The 23,265-nt window shown below is 46.9% G+C and carries 21 protein-coding genes; 14 read left to right on the forward strand and 7 right to left on the reverse strand.

Annotated features, from left to right (window positions below):
• Positions 1 to 30: 30 nt before the first annotated feature.
• Positions 31 to 600 (reverse strand): cob(I)yrinic acid a,c-diamide adenosyltransferase, encoded by a 570-nt coding sequence (locus ICN45_RS05015; protein WP_216173944.1) that lies wholly within the window; start codon positions 598 to 600, stop codon positions 31 to 33.
• A 42-nt stretch (positions 601 to 642) separates the two neighbouring features.
• Between ICN45_RS05015 and ICN45_RS05020 the strand changes: the two genes are divergently transcribed.
• The 5 genes from ICN45_RS05020 to proC are packed head-to-tail and all read left to right on the forward strand — an operon-like array spanning position 643 to position 6,152.
• Positions 643 to 2,133, forward strand: coding sequence for an FAD-linked oxidase C-terminal domain-containing protein (locus tag ICN45_RS05020; RefSeq protein ID WP_216175638.1), 1,491 nt, complete (start codon positions 643 to 645; stop codon positions 2,131 to 2,133).
• Positions 2,133 to 3,287, forward strand: a complete 1,155-nt coding sequence (gene glcE / locus ICN45_RS05025; RefSeq protein ID WP_216173947.1) for a glycolate oxidase subunit GlcE — start codon at positions 2,133 to 2,135, stop codon at positions 3,285 to 3,287. The genes ICN45_RS05020 and glcE overlap by 1 nt, the downstream gene beginning before the upstream one ends.
• A gap of 8 nt (positions 3,288 to 3,295) precedes the next feature.
• Positions 3,296 to 4,576: a glycolate oxidase subunit GlcF gene (gene glcF / locus ICN45_RS05030; protein ID WP_216173950.1), complete on the forward strand. Its 1,281-nt coding sequence runs from the start codon at positions 3,296 to 3,298 to the stop codon at positions 4,574 to 4,576.
• Entirely contained in the window at positions 4,573 to 5,298 is a 726-nt protein-coding gene (locus tag ICN45_RS05035) for a YggS family pyridoxal phosphate-dependent enzyme (protein ID WP_216173952.1), read from the forward strand. Before glcF ends, ICN45_RS05035 begins: the two co-directional genes overlap by 4 nt.
• Complete coding sequence (proC, locus tag ICN45_RS05040) at positions 5,295 to 6,152, forward strand: pyrroline-5-carboxylate reductase (RefSeq protein WP_216173954.1); 858 nt, start codon at positions 5,295 to 5,297, stop codon at positions 6,150 to 6,152. Before ICN45_RS05035 ends, proC begins: the two co-directional genes overlap by 4 nt.
• On the opposite strand, the gene ubiA is transcribed toward proC, so the two are convergent.
• Genes ubiA through recG form a run of 3 tightly spaced genes read right to left on the reverse strand, consistent with a single transcriptional unit; the run spans position 6,149 to position 10,024 of the window.
• Positions 6,149 to 7,018 (reverse strand): 4-hydroxybenzoate octaprenyltransferase, encoded by an 870-nt coding sequence (gene ubiA / locus ICN45_RS05045; RefSeq protein WP_216173957.1) that lies wholly within the window; start codon positions 7,016 to 7,018, stop codon positions 6,149 to 6,151. The two genes, proC and ubiA, sit on opposite strands and share 4 nt — an antisense overlap.
• On the reverse strand, positions 7,018 to 7,944 hold the full coding sequence (locus ICN45_RS05050) for a LysR substrate-binding domain-containing protein (RefSeq protein WP_216173959.1): 927 nt from the start codon (positions 7,942 to 7,944) through the stop codon (positions 7,018 to 7,020). Before ICN45_RS05050 ends, ubiA begins: the two co-directional genes overlap by 1 nt.
• 10 nt (positions 7,945 to 7,954) lie before the next feature.
• Entirely contained in the window at positions 7,955 to 10,024 is a 2,070-nt protein-coding gene (gene recG, locus ICN45_RS05055; RefSeq protein WP_216173963.1) for an ATP-dependent DNA helicase RecG, read from the reverse strand.
• Between the two features lie 30 nt (positions 10,025 to 10,054).
• Between recG and queA the strand changes: the two genes are divergently transcribed.
• The 5 genes from queA to secF all read left to right on the forward strand — a co-directional run bounded on the left by queA (position 10,055) and on the right by secF (position 15,578).
• Positions 10,055 to 11,101, forward strand: coding sequence for a tRNA preQ1(34) S-adenosylmethionine ribosyltransferase-isomerase QueA (gene queA, locus ICN45_RS05060; RefSeq protein ID WP_216173965.1), 1,047 nt, complete (start codon positions 10,055 to 10,057; stop codon positions 11,099 to 11,101).
• Positions 11,098 to 12,255 (forward strand): tRNA guanosine(34) transglycosylase Tgt, encoded by a 1,158-nt coding sequence (tgt, locus tag ICN45_RS05065; RefSeq protein WP_216173968.1) that lies wholly within the window; start codon positions 11,098 to 11,100, stop codon positions 12,253 to 12,255. Before queA ends, tgt begins: the two co-directional genes overlap by 4 nt.
• Before the next feature lie 133 nt (positions 12,256 to 12,388).
• Positions 12,389 to 12,715 (forward strand): preprotein translocase subunit YajC, encoded by a 327-nt coding sequence (gene yajC, locus ICN45_RS05070; RefSeq protein ID WP_216173971.1) that lies wholly within the window; start codon positions 12,389 to 12,391, stop codon positions 12,713 to 12,715.
• A 25-nt stretch (positions 12,716 to 12,740) separates the two neighbouring features.
• Positions 12,741 to 14,600, forward strand: a complete 1,860-nt coding sequence (secD, locus tag ICN45_RS05075; protein ID WP_216173974.1) for a protein translocase subunit SecD — start codon at positions 12,741 to 12,743, stop codon at positions 14,598 to 14,600.
• Positions 14,601 to 14,603: 3 nt separating this feature from the next.
• Positions 14,604 to 15,578: a protein translocase subunit SecF gene (secF, locus tag ICN45_RS05080; protein WP_216173977.1), complete on the forward strand. Its 975-nt coding sequence runs from the start codon at positions 14,604 to 14,606 to the stop codon at positions 15,576 to 15,578.
• Between the two features lie 13 nt (positions 15,579 to 15,591).
• On the opposite strand, the gene ICN45_RS05085 is transcribed toward secF, so the two are convergent.
• Both ICN45_RS05085 and purB read right to left on the reverse strand, forming a co-directional pair.
• Positions 15,592 to 16,953 (reverse strand): 3-deoxy-D-manno-octulosonic acid transferase, encoded by a 1,362-nt coding sequence (locus ICN45_RS05085; RefSeq protein ID WP_369411463.1) that lies wholly within the window; start codon positions 16,951 to 16,953, stop codon positions 15,592 to 15,594.
• Positions 16,950 to 18,329 carry an adenylosuccinate lyase gene (gene purB, locus ICN45_RS05090; protein ID WP_216173980.1) on the reverse strand — a complete coding sequence of 460 codons (1,380 nt, stop codon included), beginning with the start codon at positions 18,327 to 18,329 and terminating at the stop codon, positions 16,950 to 16,952. Before purB ends, ICN45_RS05085 begins: the two co-directional genes overlap by 4 nt.
• Positions 18,330 to 18,424: 95 nt before the next feature.
• Between purB and ICN45_RS05095 the strand changes: the two genes are divergently transcribed.
• Positions 18,425 to 19,039: a glutathione S-transferase gene (locus tag ICN45_RS05095; protein WP_216173983.1), complete on the forward strand. Its 615-nt coding sequence runs from the start codon at positions 18,425 to 18,427 to the stop codon at positions 19,037 to 19,039.
• Between the two features lie 37 nt (positions 19,040 to 19,076).
• On the opposite strand, the gene mnmA is transcribed toward ICN45_RS05095, so the two are convergent.
• Positions 19,077 to 20,189: a tRNA 2-thiouridine(34) synthase MnmA gene (gene mnmA, locus ICN45_RS05100; RefSeq protein WP_216173986.1), complete on the reverse strand. Its 1,113-nt coding sequence runs from the start codon at positions 20,187 to 20,189 to the stop codon at positions 19,077 to 19,079.
• Between the two features lie 178 nt (positions 20,190 to 20,367).
• Here mnmA and ICN45_RS05105 point away from each other — a divergent pair, with 178 nt between their 5' ends.
• From ICN45_RS05105 to ICN45_RS05115, 3 genes are read left to right on the forward strand one after another with little or no spacing between them, the layout of a single operon-like run.
• Positions 20,368 to 21,498, forward strand: a complete 1,131-nt coding sequence (locus ICN45_RS05105) for a Re/Si-specific NAD(P)(+) transhydrogenase subunit alpha (protein WP_216173989.1) — start codon at positions 20,368 to 20,370, stop codon at positions 21,496 to 21,498.
• A 22-nt stretch (positions 21,499 to 21,520) separates the two neighbouring features.
• Positions 21,521 to 21,859 carry a proton-translocating transhydrogenase family protein gene (locus ICN45_RS05110; RefSeq protein WP_216173991.1) on the forward strand — a complete coding sequence of 113 codons (339 nt, stop codon included), beginning with the start codon at positions 21,521 to 21,523 and terminating at the stop codon, positions 21,857 to 21,859.
• A gap of 32 nt (positions 21,860 to 21,891) precedes the next feature.
• Positions 21,892 to 23,259 (forward strand): NAD(P)(+) transhydrogenase (Re/Si-specific) subunit beta, encoded by a 1,368-nt coding sequence (locus ICN45_RS05115; RefSeq protein WP_216175640.1) that lies wholly within the window; start codon positions 21,892 to 21,894, stop codon positions 23,257 to 23,259.
• The last annotated feature ends 6 nt before the right edge of the window (positions 23,260 to 23,265 follow it).

A 23,265-nucleotide genomic window follows, 5' to 3' on the forward strand; every position in this document is an offset into this window, starting at 1 on the left:
GATAATTTAAGAAATATTAAAAGAGGCTAATTATTTAGTCTCTTTTTTTTCGTGCTTCCAAAGCACATCCGTGCCACCGGCCGCACGATTCAAAATTCGCGACAGAACAAACAATAAATCCGATAAGCGATTGACGTATTGACGCGGGGAATCATACAAAGGCTCTTCCCAACCTAAACGCACTATAGAACGCTCAGCTCTTCTACAGACAGTGCGGCAAACATGCGCCTGGGCAGCAGCACGCGTTCCACCTGGCAAAATAAACTCGGTTAATGGCGGTAAATCTTTATTGTATTTTTCAAGCCAAACGTCTAACTGAGCAACATGATCTGGGTTTAGGAGTTTGTAATTTGGGATGCAAAGTTCACCCCCTAAATCAAATAAATCATGCTGCACTTGCAAGAAAAGCACTCTTAATTCAGCAGAAATGCTTGTGGGGATCTCTTCAGTCATCAAAACACCGATTTCAGAGTTCAGCTCATCCACGTCACCCATGGCGCAAATTCGTAAATGATCCTTTTCAACGCGACTTCCGTCACCTAAGCCAGTCATGCCAGCATCACCAGTTCTAGTGGCAATTTTCGATAGTCGATTTCCCATAGCCTTAATTATAAGTAAATGGCTAAAATGGTTGCTATGAACATGGTGATCCCGCCCCCCGATATAGCCGCTATTAGTGCGCTTCAAGCCAAACTCGTCTCCGCCTTGCGCCCTATCCTCCCTGAATACGCCCTGCTTTGGGAGCCTGAGGACACGATTCCCTATGAATGTGATGGCTTGGCAGCCTATAAACGGATGCCTTTGGCTGTAGCGCTCCCAGAAACGGAAGAGCAAGTTGCCCAAATCCTGAAAATTTGCTTCGAGATGAAAATTCCAGTGGTTCCACGCGGATCTGGCACTGGCTTATCTGGTGGTGCGATGCCAATATCTCAAGGTTTGGTGCTTTCGCTAGCGAAGCTTAAGAAGATACTGAGTATTGATTCATTTACCCGCACTGCAGTAGTTCAGCCTGGGGTGCGCAATCTAGCCATATCAGAGGCAGTAGCTCATTTAGGTCTGTACTACGCTCCCGACCCATCATCCCAAATTGCCTGCTCCATTGGTGGCAACGTCAATGAAAATTCTGGCGGTGTTCACTGCCTTAAATATGGCCTGACATTGCATAACGTTCTCCGAGTACGCGGCATTCTGATGAATGGTGAAATTGTGGAGTTTGGCAGTCTTGCACCAGACTCTCCAGGATTAGACTTACTTGCAGTCGTGATGGGTAGCGAGGGTATGCTTGCAGTCGTCACCGAAGTCACTGTGAAGCTAGTGGCTAAACCCAAATTAGCTCGCGTCATCATGGCTAGCTTTGACGATATTGAAAAAGGGGGCAACGCCGTTGCAGCCATCATCGCTGCAGGCATTATTCCCGCTGGTTTAGAAATGATGGATAAAGCTACCACGCGAGCTGTAGAAGAATTTGTGCATGCCGGTTACGACTTAGATGCTGTAGCAATTTTGCTTTGTGAATCTGACGGCACTCCCGAAGAAGTTGCTGAAGAAATTGAACGCATGACTAAGGTACTTGAAGAGTCAGGCGCTAGTGGAATTCAAATTTCTAAAGATGAGAGTGAGCGCCTAAAATTTTGGAGTGGTCGCAAGAATGCATTTCCAGCAGCTGGCCGTCTGGCGCCCGATTACTACTGTATGGATGGCACGATTCCCCGTCGGCATATTGCTACTTTGCTGAAGCGTATTGCAGGCATGGAAGAAAAATATGGCTTAGGTTGCTTGAATGTGTTTCATGCGGGTGATGGCAATATGCATCCCCTCATTTTATTTAACGGCGCCGATCAAGATGAATGGCACCGCGCAGAAGAATTCGGTACTGAGATACTGGAAGCCTGCGTAGAGCTAGGCGGGACCATTACTGGCGAACACGGAGTTGGTATCGAAAAGATTAATTCCATGTGCGTCCAGTTTGGCGAAGGGGAACGGGAAGCTTTCTGGGGAGTGAAGAGTGCATTTGATCCAGAAAAACTGTTGAACCCAGATAAAGCGATCCCCACTCTAAATCGTTGCGCCGAATACGGTCGTATGCGTATTAGCGGCGGAAAACTTCCTCACCCAGAGTTGGAACGCTTCTAATGAATGTTAGCAATGCAACAAGTGACGCAACAATTGATGTATTTCGTGAGCAGATTCTCAATGCAGCTAAGAACAACACACAACTCTCCATTGAAGGGGGAGGTACTAAGTCTTGGTATGGCAATCCCAATAGCTTTGCAAAACTAGACACGCGCACATATTCAGGAATTCTGGAATACCAGCCAGAAGAATTGGTAATTACTGCCTGTGCCGGCACACCCCTTAAAGAAATTGAAGCAGCCCTCAAAGAAAAAAATCAGGCCTTGCCGTTTGAGCCACCCCATTTTGGAGAACAGGCAACCTTTGGCGGTGCAATCGCCGCAGGTCTAGCTGGGCCAGGCCGCATTAGCGTTGGCAACTTCCGCGATTTTGTTTTGGGTGCGCGCATTTTGGATGGCAAGGGTCAAGATCTTGCGTTTGGCGGCAAGGTCATGAAGAATGTCGCGGGCTATGATGTTTCGCGTCTGCTACCAGGCTCCATGGGTACATTGTCATTATTGTTGGAAGCCTCAGTAAAAGTTCTACCAAAGCCTGCAGCTACAGCAACACTGCGTTGCCAGATTTCGCAAGAAAAAGCATTGCGTTTTTTAAATGAATGGGCGGGGCAGCCTTTGCCCTTATCCGCGAGTTGTTGGATTGGTAACGTAAGTGGCGAGGGTGAGCTCAGCATCCGCTTGGCCGGTGCTACTGCTGCAGTAAAGTCCGCCCTACCACTCATCAGTTCCTTAGTAATGGCAAGCGAAGTAGATCCCCAAAAAGCAGAGGCATTTTGGAATGATTTGCGAGAACATCAACTTTCAGCGTTTGGCACGCTTGCAGGTGATCAAACCCTCTACCGTTTTGCCTTACCAGCAGCATGTGGAAAAATCGATATCCCCAATGCAGAAGGTGAACTTGTGCTTGAGTGGCACGGCCAGCAACGTTGGATCAAAGCGCCCGGGGATGAAGCGACATTTACAGCCATTAAAAATATTGCCTCCAGTCATGGTGGGCATGCTAGTCGCTTTAAGCAAGGCGCTAAGCTGGATCCCGCTTTTCAACGCTTTACCTTACTCTCCGAACAAGCTCACTCCAAAGCCCTTGAAACAGTTCAAGAGCGCCTGAGATCTGCCTTTGATCCAGCGGGTGTATTTGCTACAAAACGTCTTCCGTAAATATTTATATGCAAACTCAACTCGCCCCTCAATTTGCTAATACACCGGAAGGTCTAGAAGCAGCTCGCATTTTGGGTAAATGTGTCCACTGTGGTTTTTGCACTGCTACCTGTCCAACCTATCAACTTTTGGGCGATGAGTTAGATGGCCCCCGTGGCCGAATTTATCTCATCAAACAAATGGCAGAGGGTCAGACTCCAACTGAAAAAACACGTCTACACTTAGATCGCTGTCTTACTTGCCGCAATTGCGAGAGCTCTTGTCCTAGCGGAGTGCAATATGGCAACTTGGTTGATATTGGTCGTAAATGGGTTGAGGAAAATACTCCGGAGCGCCCTCTTGTGGAAAGGCTTACGCGCTGGGCCCTTAAAGAAGGACTTACCAAGCCTGCTTTGTTCAACTCTGCAATGACATTGGGTCGCTTGATGCGCCCACTCATGCCAAGTGGCATCAAACGCAAGATTCCAGAGATTAAGAATGCAGGTTTAGCACGATCAACTGATCCTTATGCAAGACCTGCAACAACCCACGCTCGCAAAATGCTCATTTTGGAGGGCTGTGTTCAACCTGGTATGCTCCCAAATATTAATTCGGCAACAGCGCGTGTTTTAGATGCCCTGAAGATTCAATTGATTAGCGCACCTAATGCAACTTGCTGTGGTGCTTTGCGTTATCACTTAAATGATCAAGCTGGCGGCTTAGACAACGCCAGACAAAATATTGATGCCTGGTGGCCTCTAGTTGAAAATGGGGTTGAGGCGATTGTGATGACTGCTTCTGGCTGCGGTGTGATGGTTAAGGATTATGGCCATCTCTTTGCCAATGATGCGAGTTATGCAGTCAAAGCCAAAAGAATTTCAGAGCTCACCAAAGATATTTCTGAAATTCTGCCAAGCCTCCAAAATGAATTAATTGAGCTAATCGGTACAGACCAAAAATCAGGTGTGGTGTACCACCCGCCTTGCACTTTGCAACATGGCCAACAAATTCGTGGCAAGGTGGAGGGCCTTTTAAGCAGTCTTGGGGTTGGCGTACGCTTATGTACAGATAGCCACCTCTGCTGTGGCTCTGCTGGTACCTATTCAGTAACCCAGCCTGAGCTATCCGAGCAATTACGTAAGAACAAACTCACTCACTTAAATGCTGCCTGTGAAGAATCTGGCGCTGAGGTAATTGTGTCAGGCAATATTGGCTGTATTGCTCATTTACAACAAGAAGATACTCCCGTACTCCATTGGATTGAAATTGTTGATCAGTTGATGAACAAACAATCCACTAAGACCAAATGAACTCAATCGTGGTTAATCTCATGAAAGTGAGAGAGCGTATTGAGCTCGCAGCTTTGGCTGCAAAGCGCGAACCAGAAGAGATTGAACTATTAGCAGTGAGTAAAACCTTCCCTGCTACGGCAGTGGAAGAAGCAATGCATGCAGGGCAAACTGCTTTCGGCGAGAACTATGTTCAAGAGGGTGTTGAAAAGATTCAACAGCTTGCCAAATTACGCCCCTGGTTGGTATGGCACTTCATTGGCCCACTTCAAAGTAATAAAACGAGAGAAGTCGCTGAGCATTTTGACTGGGTGCACAGCGTTGACCGACTCAAGATTGCAGAACGCTTATCTTCACAGCGAGGAGAGTTCCCAGATTTAGCTGAATTACAGATCTGTGTTCAGGTCAATGTCAGTGAAGAAGCTACTAAAAGCGGTATTTCTCTTGCTGACGCTGAAGAACTCTGTGATGCCATTGCCAAATTACCCAACGTCATCCTGAGGGGGCTTATGGCCATTCCAGCTCCAAGCGCAGATCCAAGCGATCAGCGCCAAGCTTTTGCGCGGGTTCGTGAGTGCTTCAAGCATATCCAAATCACTCGCTTTAGTAATCCTGGCTATCAATTCTTCGACACCTTATCTATGGGAATGTCTGATGATTTAGAGGCTGCGATTGCTGAAGGTAGCACGATGATTCGCGTTGGAACGGCGATTTTTGGGAAGCGCGATAAGATTACTGTATGAGCGCACAAAACCAGGCAAATACGCATATCACATTTATTGGGGGCGGCAATATGGGTCGCGCTTTGATTAGTGGTTTGCTGGCTAGTGGATTTACCTCTAATCAAATCTCCGTACTTGAAGCGAATGCGGCTACCGCATTCAAATTACATGAAGATTTTGGAGTTCAAGGGATCGACTCTTTAGAACATATCGCTTTTGACTTTTCCAAAAATAATGTCGTTGTGATGGCGATTAAGCCGCAAGACTTTAATTTAGCTGCCAAAGATTTAGCTTCTAAGCTCAAGCATGCAACTGCCCCAGGTCCATTGATTCTGAGTATTGCTGCAGGTATTCGTTTGAAGGACATGAGTCGTTGGCTAGATCATGCACGTTGCGTACGCGCTATGCCAAATACCCCCGCATTAATTGGTAAGGGTATTACCGGTTTATTTGCTGAAGCTGCAGTGAAGGCTGATGATCGTCAACTCGCTGAAACGATTTGCAGTGCAGTAGGTCAAAGCATTTGGGTTTCTGAAGAAAAACTGATGGATGTAGTGACTGCCCTATCCGGCAGTGGTCCAGCCTATGTCTTTGCCTTCCTAGAGGCAATGCAATCTGCTGGAGAGAAGCTTGGTCTAGATACTGACAATGCGCGTAAGCTTGCCTATGCGACCTTAGAGGGTGCTGCTCAGCTTGCCCATAACTCCGATGAGCCCGCCAGCGTGCTGCGTGAGCGAGTGACTTCTAAAGGCGGAACCACCGCAGCAGCTCTAGAGGTGATGAAGCAACATGGCTGGAATGAGATTTTGGAAAAAGCCATTGATGCAGCTAGTCAGCGTGGCAAGGCCATGGGTGATGAGCTAGGTAAGGGCTAAGTCAGAGCTAAGCCGAGCACAATCCCCAGAAATAAAAATCCGCCCAACCAGTTGTTGTGACGAAAGGCTCTAAAGCACTCCTCCCTCTTGCGAGTAGAGATAAGCTTCAAGTGATATACAGCACAAGCCAAGGCTGCAAACCAGCCGACTAAAAAATAATTACTCAAGTCAGCCAATTGGGCGACCCAAAGCTGACTAATGAATAAGATGGCGTAACTGATTGCTATCGCCGTCACATCATATTGGCCAAAAGTAATAGCTGAAGTACGTAAACCTAGGCGTAGATCATCCTCTCGATCAACCATGGCATAAGCAGTGTCATAAGCAATAGCCCAAAAAATATTTCCCACAAACAAGATCCATGCTTCAAGGGGAATGGAATCCAAGATAGCGGCATAGGCCATTGGAATACCGAAGCCAAAGGCAATCCCCAAAATAGCCTGTGGCATCGCGAAGAAGCGTTTTGTAAAGGGGTAGATAAAGGCCACCAATAGAGCCAATACAGATAGTTTCTTGGTATAGCCGTTCAAAGGCTGAATCAATAGGAAGGCGATCAAAGCCAACACTGCAGCAACCAATAGTGCTTCTTTGCCAGAAATTTTTCCACTGGTGACTGGGCGCCCTTGCGTTCGCAAAACATGGCGATCAAAATCACGATCGGCATAGTCATTGATTGCACAGCCCGCACTACGCATCAAGAAGGTACCCACCACAAAAATGAATACTATTTTGAAGTCAGGCAAACCACCGCTGGCTAGCCATAATGCCCACAAGGTTGGCCATAAAAGTAAAAGCGTACCAATTGGCTTATCCAAACGAATGAGATAAGCATAATTCACAAAGCGATCAAGCAAGCGCTGGTGCATCAAACCAAGGTCACTCCCGGCAAGTCGCAACTGCGAATGATTTTCGCAAGCTCATGCATGACAACGGTCCGTGGATAACTCTTGCGCCACACCAAACAAACTCGTCTCGTCGGAACTGGACTGTCAAGTGGGATATACCGAATCAAACCATTTTGCGAGGCAGGATCTACCACTGAGGTACGCGGTAACACAGAAATTCCGATCCCACCTGCCACCATTTGCCGAATAGTCTCTAATGAGGAACCTTCAAAGCTATGATGCTCACCCAAGGTTGACCCAGAACCAAGGCGATTCAATTCTGGGCAAACTCCCAGTACATGATCTCTAAAGCAGTGTCCGGCGCCAAGCAATAAAGTGTTCTGTTCTTTGAGTTCTTGATGACCTATCGATTTGCGATCTTCCCAGGGATGACCTTTGGGTACAGCCACTAAAAATGGCTCTTCATATAAATCGATAACATCTAAACCTGCGCTAGCAAAAGGATCAGCTAACACCGCACAATCCAAGCTACCTTGACGCAACATCTCTAATAAGCGTACCGTGAAGTTTTCTTCTAAGAATAAAGGGGCATTAGGCAAGCGCTTTCTTGCCACTCTTACTAAGCTTGGCAAAAGATAAGGTGCGATTGTATAAATCGCTCCTAATCTCAATGGACCAGATAGTGGATCTTGGCCATGCTTCGCAAGATGCTTTAAAGAGTTGGCCTCCTCTAAAACCCGTTGCGCCTGCTCAACAATGAGTGCTCCCAAAGCTGTCATTGCGACTTCAGAGTTTGTCCGCTCAAAGATCTGGGTTGACAGCTCTTCTTCTAGTTTTTTAACTGCCACAGATAAAGTGGGTTGTGATACAAAACAGGCCTCAGCAGCACGACCAAAGTGGCGCTCTCGGGCTACAGCAACAATGTAACGAAGTTCTGTCAGGGTCATAGGTTAATTATCACGCCTTTAGAAAATCTGCGCGTGATCCGAGCCAGCGCTCTAAATGTCGCTCTACCAGATCGGCGTGCTCTGCTAGTAAACGTTCGGCAGCCTGTTGGGCAAGCTCGATTAACCAAGCATCTCGTTGCAAATCAACAAAGCGCAGCATGGCATCACCAGATTGTTTAGCCCCGAGCAACTCACCGGGACCTCGCAAAGAAAGATCTCTTTCTGCAATCACAAAGCCGTCAGAAACCTCACGCAAGGTCTGCAAACGTTCTTTAGCGGCCATTGATAGCGGCTCTGCATACATTAAGATGCAAACTGAGTCTGCAGAGCCACGGCCAACCCGCCCCCGTAACTGATGAATTTGGGCATAGCCAAAGCGCTCAGCATGCTCGATTACCATCAATGCAGCGTTCGGCACATCAACCCCAACCTCAATCACGGTAGTAGCTACCAATAACTGAATTTCGTTTGCCTTAAAAGCAGCCATGACTGCAGCCTTTTCTTCTGCCTTTAAGCGGCCATGAACTAGGCCAACTGTAAATTCAGGCAATGCTTGTGTCAGTTGTTCAAAACTTTCTACAGCCGTCTGTAGTTGTAGCACCTCTGACTCTTCAATTAATGGACATACCCAATAAGCCTGAAGCCCTTTTGCTAACCAACTTTGTAAACCAGAAATAACCTCATCGCGACGACTAGCTTTGACTACTTTTGTTGTGATCGGCTTTCTACCCGGAGGTAATTCATCAATGACGGATACATCGAGATCTGCGTAATAAGTCATAGCTAGCGTACGTGGAATCGGTGTAGCTGACATCATTAATTGATGGCAATAAAATAATTCTGAGCCAAGACGCTGCTGAATTTCCAGGCGCTGCCTGACTCCAAAGCGATGTTGTTCATCAATCACTGCAAGACCTAACTTCGAAAAATGAACGTTTTCTTGAATCAATGCATGGGTGCCAATAATTAATTGGGCGTGACCACTCTCTATCATTTCTTGGGCCAGTCTTTTTTCTTTTGCCTTCAAACCTCCGGATAGCCAAGCAATCCTGACGCCCAATGGCTCAAACCACTCCTTCATTTTTAAATAGTGTTGCTCAGCCAAGATCTCGGTGGGAGCCATCACTGCGGCCTGATATCCGTGATCAAGCACGCGAGCTGCAGCTAGTGCAGCGACTACAGTCTTACCACTGCCAACATCGCCTTGTAAAAGGCGATTCATTGGAAAAGACCTCGATAAATCGGATCCGATTTCTAAGTAGACGCGATCTTGTGCACCGGTCAGTTGAAATGGCAGCGCTTTAAGTAAACCCGCCTCAAGACTGGACTCTTTTTGAGCTAACTTTGCAAAGCTCGGTGCATGTCGCTCCTGTCGGATAGCGTGCGCCCGCTTTAATGAAATTTGTTGAGCGAGTAGTTCCTCGAACTGAACCCGGCGCCACGCAGGATGTGTGCGCTCTAATAAAGCCTGAGTATCGGCATCCGCTGGTGGTTGATGCAAGTAGGCAATTGCAGAATGCAAACTTGGCCAATCATGACTTGGCAGCAATTGGGTCATGAGCTTTTTGGGTAGGAACTCAGCCAAGCTATCTTGCAAACTAGGATCGCGTAAGCCTTGGGTAACTGCCTTGCGTATTGCTGCCTGAGAAACTCCTGCGCTGGCTGGGTAGACCGGGGTAAGGCTAATCGGCAATGGTGCGTCAACTGCAACTGCACGAACGGTGGGGTGAACCATCTCTGCCCCCTGAAATCCCTCCCGGACCTCTCCGCGCACTCGAATTTGCGATCCAACCGCCATTTGCTTTTGCTGACTGGGGTAGAAGTTCAAGAAACGCAGTTGCAGGGTAGCCGTATCGTCTTCGATGGTGACGAGCATTTGTCTTCTGGGTCTAAATAGCACCTGGTTGCGGATCACCGCTCCCTGGGTTTGAGTGGGGCTAAATCTACCCTGATGTAATGCCTCTGCGATGGTAAATAACTCAGTCTCGTCCTCGTATCGAGATGGAAGATGCAAAGCAAGAGCCATTGGGCTGTCTAAACCCATTTTTTTGAGTGTTGTTGGCGCTGGTTTAGTAGTCATCGTTAAAATCCAATACCTGATGGTAATGCTATGCAACTTTCTGACTTCAATTACGAACTCCCGCCCAATCTAATCGCCCAGCATCCCTTGGCGAATAGAACTGATAGCCGCCTCTTAGAGCTGGTGGTTAAAGGGGATAATCGCGCCCAAATCGTTGACCGCCAGTTTAAAGACCTTCTTCAACTGATTCAGCCAGGGGATCTACTCGTCTTCAACGACACTAAAGTGATTCCAGCACGCTTACACGGCAAAAAGGAAACTGGTGGCCTGATTGAAATGCTCATCGAACGGATTAGCGGCGAATGTCAAGCGTGGGTCCAAATCAGAGCATCTAAAGTACCTAAGATGGGTTCAATTGTGCATATTCATAACCAAGCAGGTGAAACTTTTCCTGTCGAGATGCTTGCTTATGACGGACGTTTTTATGAAGTATGTTTTCCGGAGAATGTATTCGCATTACTCGAACGCTTTGGTGAGCTCCCACTTCCACCTTATATCGAGCATCGGCCGGATAGCGAAGATGCACAACGCTATCAAACGGTAGTTGCAAAAAATCCAGGTGCAGTTGCAGCGCCTACTGCAGGACTCCACTTTGATAAAGATATCTTACAAAAGATACATGCTTTAGGAGTACAACAGGCAACTGTCACACTCCATGTTGGAGCAGGTACTTTTACACCAGTACGTGAAGAGGATCTTTCAAAACATACAATGCATCACGAGTGGTTCTCTATTCCAGAAGCAACTTTGCAGGCTGTTCAAGAAACCCATCGCAATGGTGGTAGAGTCATTGCGGTGGGAACTACCAGCCTAAGAGCCTTAGAGAGCCAGGCTATCAGCCAAAAAAGCAGTGGGGAAACCAACCTTTTTATTACCCCCGGTTTTCAATTTAAAACCGTTGATTGTTTGCTGACAAACTTTCATCTGCCAAAATCTACTTTATTAATGTTGGTCAGTGCCTTTGCAGGGGTAGATAATATTCGAGCTGCTTACCAACATGCGATTAATCAGAAATACCGTTTCTTTAGTTATGGGGATGCGATGTTTCTTTGCCTACTTGAGAATACAAAGCAATGACCAAACCAGTTCACTTTAATATTTTGGCGCGTGACCCCCAGAGTCCCGCTCGCCTTGGTCAGCTTGATCTTCCCCATGGCAGCGTACAAACACCAATCTTTATGCCAGTAGGAACTTATGGGACTGTCAAAGCAATGACGCCTCGTGATCTCAATGAAGCTAAAGCGCAAATTATTCTGGGAAACACATTTCACTTATGGCTAAGACCAGGATTGGATGTGATTAAAAAACATGGTGGTCTGCATCGCTTCATGGCTTGGGATAAACCCATCCTGACTGACTCTGGTGGCTTTCAGGTTTTTAGCCTAGGCGCCCTGCGTAAAATTTCCGAAGAGGGCGTGACATTTGCATCGCCTATTAATGGCGACAAACTATTTATGTCGCCAGAAGTATCAATGGAAATTCAGGCGGTATTAAATAGCGATATCGCCATGCAATTTGATGAATGCACCCCCTACGAAATCAAAGGTCAGGCAACCTCTGAAAAAACAGCGCGCGCATCGCTTGAAATGTCCCTGCGCTGGGGTGATCGCTCCATCAAACGCTTTAGGGAGCTCAATACAGGCAACGGTTTATTTGGAATCGTCCAAGGTGGCATGTTTGAGAATTTACGCGAGCTGTCATTGGAGGGGATTAGCCAGCAAGGTTTTGATGGAATTGCGATTGGCGGCCTCTCCGTAGGTGAGCCCAAGCCTGAGTTTGAGCGTATTTTGACTTTCACAGCCCCTAAGTTGCCCGAGCATATGCCTCACTACCTCATGGGGGTAGGTACCCCAGAAGACCTCATTTTGGGAGTCAGTTTAGGGATTGATATGTTTGATTGCGTGATGCCTACCCGTAATGCCCGCAATGGCTGGCTATTTACCCGTTTTGGTGACCTTAAATTGCGTAATTCGGGCTATAAGGACGATGATCGCCCGCTAGATCCAACCTGCACCTGCTACACCTGCCAAAACTTCACCAGATCCTATTTAAACCATCTACAAAAGGCCAATGAGATTCTGGGTTCCCAGCTAAATACAATCCATAACCTCACCTACTACCTCCAATTGATGACTGAGGTCAGGGAAGCCCTCAGTAAAGACTGTTTTAGCGCTTACCGTGAAGAATTTCATCAGAACCGGCAACGTGGTGTAGAGCCCGGGCAGGATTAACAGCCCTACACAGGCCTTGACCTCCCCCAAATCAGCTCCAAAGCCCTACACAGTTTAGAATTGCGGGTTTACGGCTTTACTTCAAAGCCTAAAACTGAAGCAGTTTCCAAATAGTCTTTAACGGAGGTTTTGTATGTGGATTAGTAACGCTTTTGCCCAGGCTCCAGCTGCGGGCGCAGATTCCGGTGGCTTGATGAGCTTCCTTCCTTTAGTGTTGATGTTTGCTGTGCTGTACTTCATCATGATTCGCCCACAAATGAAGCGTCAAAAAGAAACGAAAGCCATGCTTGAATCATTGGGTGTTGGCGATGAAGTGGTGACTGTAGGCGGCATCATGGGCAAAGTGACTGCACTGAAAGATCAAGTGGTTACTGTTGAGATTTCTGTAGGCACTGAAGTACAGATGCAAAAAAGTGCAATCACTACTGTGTTGCCAAAAGGCACTCTGAAATCTGCTTAATCAGCTTGTTTAAAAGTATCTCAATATGAATCGCTACCCTCTCTGGAAATATCTGGTCATCGCCGCTGCACTCTTGATCGGCGGACTATATTCCTTACCTAATTTCTATGGTGAGGCACCAGCGGTTCAAGTCTCGTCCGCCAAACCAACCATCAAGGTTGATTTGGCGACACAGTCTCGAGTTGAAAAGATTTTGACTGAAGCCCAGATTGATAACACTGGGGTGTTCTTTGAGAATGCCGGCAATGTTGGCTCCATCAAGATTCGTTTTAACAATACTGATATTCAACTGCGTGCCCGTGATCTGCTACAGCAGAAATTAAATGTTGATCAAAACGATCCTAACTTCACGGTTGCCTTAAATCTCCTATCCAATACCCCGGATTGGTTACATGCCATCAATGCACTACCGATGCCCTTAGGCCTTGATTTGCGTGGCGGCGTTTACTTCCTCTTGCAAGTAGATATGAAGGGGGCAGTCCAAAAGAAGGTGACCTCTTTGGCAACCGATATTCGCTCACAGCTACGCGAGAAAAATATTCGGCATCAAGGTATAGATCGGAATACAGATAGCATTACCATTAATTTTGGTAGCACCGATGAAGCTGAGGCAGCCCGTACACTGCTGATGATTAGTGAACCTAATCTCATTTGGCAAGTGAAACCTACAGGACTTTCACCCAAATTAGCTGGTGAGTTCAAACCAACTGCATTACAAGAAATTAAAGATACCGCTGTTAAACAAAATATCATCACCTTAAATAAGCGTGTGAATGAGCTGGCAGTTAAAGAGCCGGTTATTCAACAACAGGGTGCTGAACGGATCGTTGTGCAATTACCTGGCGTGCAAGATACTGCACGTGCTAAAGATATTATTGGACGCACAGCAACCTTGGAATCTCGCTTAGCCGATCCATTGGTATCTACAATTGCTCTTGGTGAAATACCTCCTCCCGGAATGGATACCTTTCGCTTTGGCGAAAATCGTTTAGGCGTCTTTAAGAAGTCCGTTATTTTCAGTGGGGATAGCATTACAGATGCCACTGCTGGCTTTGATCAAAATCAACGCCCTGCTGTCAATATTGCTTTAGATGCAAGCAGTGGTCGGGTAATGCAACAAATTACGCGTGAAAATATTGGCAAGCCGATGGGCATGATTCTCTTTGAAAAAGGCAAAGGTGAAGTGCTAACCATCGCTACGATCCAAGGCGAATTTGGTTCTAAGTTCCAAATCACTGGTCAACCAACAACCGCAAGTGCCAATGACCTTGCTTTATTGCTGCGCGCTGGCTCACTCGCAGCTCCTATGGAAATCATTGAGGAACGCACCATTGGACCAAGCTTGGGCGCAGAAAATATTGAAAAAGGCTTCAAGTCCTTATTAATTGGTTTTACAGCAATTGCTATTTTCATGATGGCTTATTACTTGTTGTTCGGAACCTTCTCCGTAGTTGCCTTGGCAGTAAATTTAGTCTTGTTGATCTCTGTCCTGTCGATGCTACAAGCAACACTCACTTTGCCAGGTATCGCAGCGATGGCATTGGCTCTTGGTATGGCGATTGACTCAAACGTCTTGATTAATGAACGTATCCGTGAAGAGCTCCGTAATGGTGCTGCACCTCAAACTGCCATTGCGGTTGGCTTTGATAAGGCTTGGGCAACTATTTTGGACTCCAATGTGACTACCTTAATTGCTGGTCTAGCCTTATTGGCTTTTGGCTCAGGCCCTATCAAAGGATTTGCAGTAGTGCACTGCTTAGGTATTCTGACTTCAATGTTCTCGGCTGTCTTCTTCTCACGCGGTCTTGTCAACCTCTGGTACGGCAGACATAAGAAGATTCAAAAACTTGCTATCGGCCAAGTTTGGCGCCCACAGGAGAAGTAAGCCATGGAATTTTTTCGTATCAAAAAAGATATTCCCTTCATGCGCCATGCATTGGTGCTGAACGCTATTTCCTTAATTACATTCTTAGCAGCGGTATTTTTCCTCTGGCATAACGGTTTACACCTTTCTATTGAATTTACTGGTGGCACAGTAATGGAGGTGAGTTACCCACAAACAGCGCCACTGGAGTCAATTCGCGCTAAGGTTGAAAAACTCGGTTACGCAGATACCCAAATTCAGAACTTTGGCAGCTCCCGCGACATCATGATTCGCTTGCCGCTACAAAAAGATGCTGACGGCAAATTCATTCCCTCAGCAGATCAAAGTGCTGCGGTGATGCAGGCACTCGATCCCAGCACTTCCGGCGTAAAACTGCAACGGGTTGAATTTGTAGGGCCTCAAGTCGGACAAGAGCTGGCCCTGGATGGTTTAAAAGCCTTAATTTTTGTAATCATTGGCATCGTTGTCTATCTTTCCTTCCGCTTTGAGTGGAAATTTGCTGTAGCCGGGATCATTGCGAACTTGCATGACGTGGTGATCATCCTGGGCTTTTTTGCCTTCTTCCAGTGGGAATTTTCTCTCTCTGTGTTAGCAGCGGTTCTGGCGGTGCTAGGTTATTCGGTCAATGAGTCTGTGGTGATCTTTGACCGTATTCGGGAAAATTTCCGTAAATATCGCAAGATGAATACCCGTGAAGTCATTGATAACGCCATTACTAGCACTATCAGCCGTACAGTCATTACCCACGGTAGCACTGAGATGATGGTTCTAGCAATGCTGATATTTGGTGGCCCGACTCTTTTCTATTTTGCCTTAGCTTTAACCATTGGTATTTTGTTTGGTATTTACTCTTCAGTCTTTGTGGCAGCAGCTTTAGCAATGTGGCTTGGTGTAACACGGGAAGATTTGGTCAAGGGCGAAAAGAAGCCGGATGACAATATCCGCAACGATGATCCCAACTTCGGGGCGCAGGTTTAAGTTTTAACCTGAGTTAGGTAAAAGAACGGTTTTGCTGATCAAGGGCAGCTAAGATTTTCTGAGTTGCGCCTTGGTGTTCGGTTGAATAGCGCTTAGCAGCATCACTCATCTTTGCCAGCTCAGCCGTATTTAAGAGTAATACTTTCAAAGACTCCATCAGCGCAAGAGGCTCACCTAGTAATGCATCGCCCTGAATGCGTTTTGCAGCTCCCGCTTGTATCGCATCCAAGGAGGCTTGTTGAAAGTTGTAGGTATGCTCACCAAGTAAGACAGGGCAGCCAGTAGCACATGCCTCGATTAAATTCTGACCGCCAAATGGCAAAATACTTCCGCCCATGACCACTAGGTTAGAGGCACTGTAGTACATCGGCATTTCGCCCATAGAATCACCCAAAACAATATCTAATCCGAGACAATCCTTTGGAGTTCCAGGCCACTCTGTACGACGGCGATATGTCAAGCCAGACGTATTCATCTGCTCAGCAACCTCCGAAAACCGCTCGGGATGGCGAGGTACCAAACAAAGTAATGGGGCAATTGCAAAAGTATTGCTCAGAAGTAATTCTTTCCAGGCCTTGAGGATGATTTCCTCTTCACCATCTCGAGTACTGGCTGCACAAACCATCAACCGACCGTTGCCATGCAATGCTTGTTGCCAAATTTTTCCTTGTTCCACAAGAGCGACATCAAGAGGGACGTCAAACTTGAGGTTTCCAACAATGCTGACGTTCTGCACACCCAGACTCCGATAACGCTCAGCATCAAACTCAGTCTGCGCCAAAATACCTGCGAAAGCTTGAAATAAAGATCGCCCCGCTTTACCAAAACGATTCACGCGGCGTGCGCTTCTTACTGAAAGGCGTGCGTTAACCAGAAATAAAGGTAACCTTTTTTCTGCGCAACGAAAGACTATTGTTGGCCAAGCCTCTGTTTCCATAAAGAGACCAAACTTGGGCTTGAAAGTATTCAGAAAATGCTCTACGGACCAGCATAAGTCATATGGCAAATAGACTTGCCGAATTTGGCCATTGGCAATTTCTTTGGCAAACAATTGCTTACCTGTGCGGCGACCATTCAAGGTCATATGCGTCAGTAAAATGGATTCGCCCATCGCCAGATAGGCTTCAATTAAAGGTTGTGCGGCACGCGTCTCACCGACTGACACCGCGTGAATCCAAATCGACCCCTGCTGAATTGGTTTGTCGTAGCCAAACCCAAGACGCTCAGGGATGTGATGGAGATAAGCGAAAGAATGACGCGCACGCCAAGCTAAACGAACAAAAGCGAATGGCAGCAAGAGATGCCAGAGCAATTGGTAAACAGCAAACCAGATGCAGGGGCGCGCCCCGTATTCTGCATGGGTGGTCACACTCACTTTTTGAGACGTTCGGTCAATTCGACCGCCATGCCTAAATATGTAGAGGGCGTCATTTCGAGCAAGCGTGCTTTTGCATCTTCCGGTATTTTTAAACCCCGAATAAAACTCTGCAAATCAGCCTGATTAATCCCTTTTCCACGTGTGAGTTCTTTTAACTGCTCATAGGGATTCTCAATGCCGTAACGACGCATGACGGTTTGTACTGGTTCTGCCAATACTTCCCAGCAAGCATCCAAATCAGCAGCGATAGCTGCATGATTGACTTCCAGCTTACTAAGACCGCGTAATGCACTGTCGTAGGCTAATACGCTATGACCAAATGCTGGGCCTAAATTACGTAAGACTGTTGAATCAGTCAGGTCACGCTGCCAACGAGAAATCGGTAATTTTTCAGCCAGATGACGCAGTAATGCATTCGCTACACCCAAATTACCTTCAGAGTTTTCAAAGTCAATGGGGTTTACTTTATGCGGCATCGTAGAGGAGCCAATCTCACCCGCTTTGGTACGCTGTTTGAAGTAGCCAATAGAAATATAAGCCCAGAAGTCACGATCCATATCCAAGAGAATGGTATTGGCACGGGCAATGGCATCAAATAATTGCGCCATGCCATCATGCGGTTCAATCTGAATGGTGTAAGGATTGAAGGTTAAGCCAAGACGTTTCTCAACTACGTTCTGAGAAAAATTTTCCCAGTCAAAATCAGGATAGGCTGATAAATGGGCATTGTAGTTACCTACTGCACCGTTCATTTTGCCTAGCAAAGGGGCTGCAGCAATCGAATCAATGGCGCGCTCTAAGCGCTTAGCAATATTGGCGATCTCTTTACCCAAGGTGCTTGGCGAAGCTGGCTGCCCATGTGTGCGAGATAGCAAAGGGACTCGGGCATTCTCAAGGGCCAAATCTGTCAAGACTGAAAGAACTTTTTTCAGTTGAGGAAGTAATACCTCATCACGTGCACCACGTAGCATCAATCCATGCGAAGTGTTATTAATATCCTCAGAAGTACAGGCGAAGTGAATAAACTCACTTGCTTTTAATAAATCGGGGCGGCCTGCGACTTTTTCTTTTAAGAAATACTCAACCGCTTTCACGTCGTGATTGGTGACCGCCTCAATGTCTTTAATGCGTTGCGCATCTTCATCAGAAAAGTTTTCTGGAAGGGAAAGCAAAAAGGTTTCGTCTGCAGCGTTGATTTTGGGTACGTCAGGCAAACCCGCTGCTGCCAAAGCCAAAAGCCAATGAATCTCTACAAATACGCGCTGACGCATAAAGGCCGCCTCTGAAAGCCACGGACGCAGCGCATCGAGTTTGCCGGCGTAGCGTCCATCCAGGGGAGAAAGGGCATTAAGTGCTGAAAGAGGCTGACTCACGGATTTTGCCTTTGCATGGAATATGTCAATGAAACCTCATTTTAATGCGTTCCGGAGTACAGCACGCCCCCTCAAGGATGGCTATACTCCACCCTATGAAACTAATCGGATCCCTCACCAGCCCCTATGTACGTAAAGTACGTATCGTTTTTGCAGAGAAAAAGGTCGATGTAGACCTTGAATTGGAGAATGTTTGGTCTGCAGAGACCAAAATAGCCAATTCCAACCCCTTGGGGAAGGTTCCTTGCCTCATTTTGGACGACGGCGGGGCTATCTATGACTCTCGCGTCATTGCTGAGTACGCAGATGCTTTAAGCCCTGTTAGCAAGCTGATTCCTGCGGATAATCGTGAACGCGCCTCCGTCAAAACTTGGGAGGCCCTGGCTGACGGCGTGATGGATGCAGGTATCTTGGCTCGCTTAGAGCGCACTTGGCGTCCATCGGAGCAACAAAGCTCAGCCTGGGTAGATCGCCAAATGAACAAGATCCAAAATTCTTTGCGCCAAATGTCTGAACAACTCGGTGGCAATGCCTGGTGCCAGGGAAATCAAATGACTTTGGCAGATATTGCAGTCGGTTGCGCAGTGGGTTATTTGTTATTTCGCTTTCCTGATATCCAGTGGCAAATACAGTACCCAAACTTAGATCGTCTGTATCAAAAGTTATTGCAGCGGCCTTCTTTTATTGAAACTGAACCACCGGCTGCATAATTTTCGATTTCGATAATTTATAAACTATCTCTGGGTCTTAGGCGGAAATAATACCGCCACCCAAACAAATATCGCCATCATATAAAACAGCTGACTGTCCTGGTGTTACAGCCCATTGAGCATCGGGGAAACTCAAGCCGAAACTGAATGGCGGATCACTAGAGATCAAGCTACATGCAGAATCTGCTTGGCGATAACGTGTCTTCGCAGAATAGCCTCCAGCAATAGGCGCAGCCCCCGAGACCCAACTTGCATCGATAGCCTCTAGCTGATTGGCCAATAACCATGGGTGTTCATGGCCTTGCGCTACATACAAAGTGTTGTTAGTCATGTCCTTGTGTGCGACATACCAAGCATCACCATTACCATCCTGACTACCGCCCAAACCAATTCCTTTGCGCTGGCCCAGAGTAAAAAAGGCTAGGCCCATATGCTCTCCAACAGTTTTACCTTCCGGAGTTTTGATAGGTCCAGGTACACGCGGTAAATAGCGATTTAAGAATTCTCTAAAAGGACGTTCACCAATAAAACAAATTCCCGTGCTGTCTTTTTTATGCGCATTGTGTAGGCCAATTTTTTCTGCAATCGTTCGTACTTCTGTTTTCGGAATCTCACCTAGAGGAAATAAAACGTTGGCTAATTGCTGCTGAGTTAGGCGATGTAAAAAATAGCTTTGATCTTTGGTGGCGTCTAGGGCTTTTAATAATTGCACTTTGCCGCTCTCATGGCGCACCCTTGCATAGTGGCCTGTAGCAATTGCATCCGCCCCCAAACTCATCGCATGATCCAAGAAGGCTTTGAACTTGATTTCGGCATTACAAAGCACATCGGGGTTGGGAGTTCGCCCAGCAGCATATTCCCGTAAAAACTCCGCAAAAACCCGTTCGCGGTATTCTGCGGCGAAATTGACCGCCTCGACATCAATTCCGATTAAATCCGCTACAGATACGACATCCAACCAATCTTGGCGAGTAGAGCAATACTCATCGTTATCGTCGTCCTCCCAATTCTTCATAAATAGGCCTACAACCTCATAGCCCTGCTCCTTGAGCATCCAGGCGGCAACCGACGAATCTACCCCCCCAGACATGCCAATGACGACTTTGTTAGCCTTTTTTGGGGGGGTTACAGAAGAATTAGACTGGTTCATCAAAAAATGCGAGAATGCTTTACAGAGAAATAAACCCCATTGTAGAAGTCTCAACCAGACTTCGCATGATTTTAGGCAAAACCATAGCCGTTAGACCTGGGGGCTCAGTAAATAGGTAAAACCTACCCTGTTTATCTATAAAATAGACTTTTATAAATTTTGCTTTTGGAGACATGCCATGCGCATAGGAGTGCCGCTGGAAACAAGGCCCGGGGAAACTCGAGTGGCCGCCACCCCGGAAACCGTAAAAAAATTGATTGCTCAAGGTCATACGGTTGTGATTCAAAAAAATGCCGGCGTACAAGCTAGCCAACCTGATTCCGCATATGAGGCCGTTGGCGCCTCTATTGGGAGTGCCGTTGATGCATTTGGCGCTGAGATTGTTCTCAAGGTGCGCGCTCCTGAAGCTGCAGAACTAAAGCACATTCAATCTGGCAGCGTACTCCTCGGGATGCTTGATCCATTTGACAACGACAATATTGCTGCGATGGCTGCACAAGGTGTTACTGCATTCTCACTTGAGGCTGCCCCACGAACCACTCGTGCTCAAAGCATGGATGTCTTGTCATCACAAGCCAACATTGCGGGCTATAAAGCAGTCTTAGTTGCGGCAAATGAATATCAACGCTTCATGCCAATGCTGATGACTGCTGCAGGAACTGTTAAAGCAGCTCGCATACTCATTTTGGGTGCAGGTGTTGCTGGCTTACAAGCAATTGCAACCGCAAAACGTTTGGGTGCCGTCATTGAGGCATCTGACGTTCGCCCTGCTGCTAAAGAACAAATTGAATCCTTGGGCGCTAAGTTTGTTGACGTTCCTTACGAGAATGATGAAGAACGCGAAATTGCTAAGGGCGTTGGTGGATATGCCCGCCCAATGCCTGAAGCGTGGATGAAGCGTCAGGCAGCATTAGTTGCTGAACGCGCACAACAAGCTGACATTGTCATCACTACCGCATTGATTCCAGGACGTAAACCGCCTGTCCTGTTGCATAGCGATACCGTTGCCAATATGAAACCTGGCTCGGTAGTGATCGACTTAGCTGCTGGTAAAGGTGATAACGGATCCGGTAATTGTCCTTTGACTCAAGCTGACAAGATCGTTGATATTAATGGCGTGAAAATTGTGGGCTACACCAATCTTGCGAGCATGGTTGCTGCAGATGCATCCGCTCTCTATGCGCGTAACTTGCTCGACTTCATGAAACTCATCGTAGACAAAGATGCAAAGTTAGTCATCCCCAGTGATGATGACATTGTTACCGCTTGCTTGATGTGCCGTGATGGCCAAGCCGTCCGCAAAAACTAATTAAAAATACGAAGGAACTATCATGGATCTCGTTGCTTTTCAAAGCATTCTCACGGTTCAAAATATCACAGTGTTTGTGTTGGCTATTTTCGTTGGCTATCACGTAGTCTGGAATGTCACCCCAGCACTGCATACCCCGTTGATGGCGGTAACGAACGCTATTTCTGGAATCATTATTGTTGGCGCTCTTCTCCAAACTGAAGTGATCGGCGGTGATGAAATTACCCTCACTAGCATCATTGGTGCAGTTGCCGTATTTCTCGCCTCAATCAATATTTTTGGTGGCTTTATGGTCACCCGTCGCATGCTGGAGATGTTCAAAAAGAAAGCTCCGAAAGCGGATGCGGCTGGAACTAAGTAAACCAGAACAAGACCTATATAGAGACCAATATGATGTCAAACATAACTGCTATTTCTTATCTCATCTCATCGGTGTTGTTCATTCTCGCTTTGCGCGGTCTGTCCTCACCAACCACATCACGTCAAGGCAACACCTTCGGCATGATTGGGATGCTCCTTGCTGTCATCACTACATTCTTTATTCCTGATTTCAAACCTGTTCTCTCATTAATTGCAGTTGCCATTGTTGGTGGCGCAATTATTGGAACGATCGCAGCCAAGCGTGTGCAAATGACGAAGATGCCAGAACTCGTTGCTCTAATGCACTCATTCGTTGGCTTGTCAGCAGTATTAATCGCTGTAGCGGCAGTATTTAATCCAGCGCAAGACCATACTGGTGCACAAAAGATCGAACTGTTCATTGGCGCATTTATTGGTGCGATCACCTTTACTGCTTCAGTCATTGCTTTCGGGAAGTTATCGGGTAAAGTCAGTGGTAAACCAGTAAGCTTTGCTGGTCAGCACTTGCTTAATCTGATCTTAGCGATCGCTATGGTTGGTGCAGGTATTGCCTACTATATGGGTGATAGCCACGCAGCTTTCTTGGCAATGTGTGCAATTGCCTTAGTATTGGGCGTGACTTTGATTATTCCTATCGGTGGTGCTGATATGCCGGTAGTTGTATCAATGCTTAACAGCTATTCCGGTTGGGCTGCTGCGGGTATTGGTTTTACTTTGAATAATCCAGTACTGATCATCGCAGGTGCTTGTGTTGGTTCTTCAGGTGCGATTCTTTCTTACATCATGTGTAAGGCAATGAACCGCTCTATCCTGGCGGTATTGCTTGGTGGGTTTGGTGCTGAAGCTGGTGCTGGTGGCGCCGATGATGGTGCCCCCAAGAATTACAAAACTGGCTCGCCAGAAGATGCTGCCTTCTTAATGGAAAATGCGGATACCGTAATTATTGTTCCTGGATACGGTTTAGCAGTTGCCCGTGCGCAGCACGCCCTCAAAGAACTAACCGAAAAATTAACCCATCATGGTGTGACTGTGAAATATGCAATCCACCCAGTTGCTGGCCGTATGCCTGGTCACATGAACGTTCTACTCGCCGAAGCAGAAGTTCCTTATGATCAAGTATTTGAGATGGAAGATATCAATAGTGACTTTGGTCAGGCAGATGTAGTGTTAGTGCTAGGCGCAAATGACGTGGTGAACCCCGCTGCACGCACACCAGGCAGCCCAATCTTTGGCATGCCTATTCTGGAAGCCTTTAAAGCTAAAACGATTATCGTCAATAAGCGTTCGATGGCTGCCGGTTACGCTGGATTAGATAACGAACTCTTCTACATGGATAAAACCATGATGGTCTTCGGCGATGCGAAGAAGGTCGTAGAGGATATGGTCAAGGCTGTTGAGTAAGGCTTT

Origin of the sequence: Polynucleobacter alcilacus, assembly GCF_018881545.1 — a bacterium.
GTDB lineage: Bacteria > Pseudomonadota > Gammaproteobacteria > Burkholderiales > Burkholderiaceae > Polynucleobacter > Polynucleobacter alcilacus.

Excerpts from the sequence above, each read along its gene's own strand:
- ICN45_RS05015 (WP_216173944.1), bottom strand. The coding sequence starts at position 600 with ATGGGAAATCGACTATCGAAAATTGCCACTAGAACTGGTGATGCTGGC.
- ICN45_RS05020 (WP_216175638.1), top strand. The coding sequence starts at position 643 with ATGGTGATCCCGCCCCCCGATATAGCCGCTATTAGTGCGCTTCAAGCC.
- glcE (WP_216173947.1), top strand. The coding sequence starts at position 2,133 with ATGAATGTTAGCAATGCAACAAGTGACGCAACAATTGATGTATTTCGT.
- glcF (WP_216173950.1), top strand. The coding sequence starts at position 3,296 with ATGCAAACTCAACTCGCCCCTCAATTTGCTAATACACCGGAAGGTCTA.
- ICN45_RS05035 (WP_216173952.1), top strand. The coding sequence starts at position 4,573 with ATGAACTCAATCGTGGTTAATCTCATGAAAGTGAGAGAGCGTATTGAG.
- proC (WP_216173954.1), top strand. The coding sequence starts at position 5,295 with ATGAGCGCACAAAACCAGGCAAATACGCATATCACATTTATTGGGGGC.
- ubiA (WP_216173957.1), bottom strand. The coding sequence starts at position 7,018 with ATGCACCAGCGCTTGCTTGATCGCTTTGTGAATTATGCTTATCTCATT.
- ICN45_RS05050 (WP_216173959.1), bottom strand. The coding sequence starts at position 7,944 with ATGACCCTGACAGAACTTCGTTACATTGTTGCTGTAGCCCGAGAGCGC.
- recG (WP_216173963.1), bottom strand. The coding sequence starts at position 10,024 with ATGACTACTAAACCAGCGCCAACAACACTCAAAAAAATGGGTTTAGAC.
- queA (WP_216173965.1), top strand. The coding sequence starts at position 10,055 with ATGCAACTTTCTGACTTCAATTACGAACTCCCGCCCAATCTAATCGCC.
- tgt (WP_216173968.1), top strand. The coding sequence starts at position 11,098 with ATGACCAAACCAGTTCACTTTAATATTTTGGCGCGTGACCCCCAGAGT.
- yajC (WP_216173971.1), top strand. The coding sequence starts at position 12,389 with ATGTGGATTAGTAACGCTTTTGCCCAGGCTCCAGCTGCGGGCGCAGAT.
- secD (WP_216173974.1), top strand. The coding sequence starts at position 12,741 with ATGAATCGCTACCCTCTCTGGAAATATCTGGTCATCGCCGCTGCACTC.
- secF (WP_216173977.1), top strand. The coding sequence starts at position 14,604 with ATGGAATTTTTTCGTATCAAAAAAGATATTCCCTTCATGCGCCATGCA.
- ICN45_RS05095 (WP_216173983.1), top strand. The coding sequence starts at position 18,425 with ATGAAACTAATCGGATCCCTCACCAGCCCCTATGTACGTAAAGTACGT.
- mnmA (WP_216173986.1), bottom strand. The coding sequence starts at position 20,189 with ATGAACCAGTCTAATTCTTCTGTAACCCCCCCAAAAAAGGCTAACAAA.
- ICN45_RS05105 (WP_216173989.1), top strand. The coding sequence starts at position 20,368 with ATGCGCATAGGAGTGCCGCTGGAAACAAGGCCCGGGGAAACTCGAGTG.
- ICN45_RS05110 (WP_216173991.1), top strand. The coding sequence starts at position 21,521 with ATGGATCTCGTTGCTTTTCAAAGCATTCTCACGGTTCAAAATATCACA.
- ICN45_RS05115 (WP_216175640.1), top strand. The coding sequence starts at position 21,892 with ATGTCAAACATAACTGCTATTTCTTATCTCATCTCATCGGTGTTGTTC.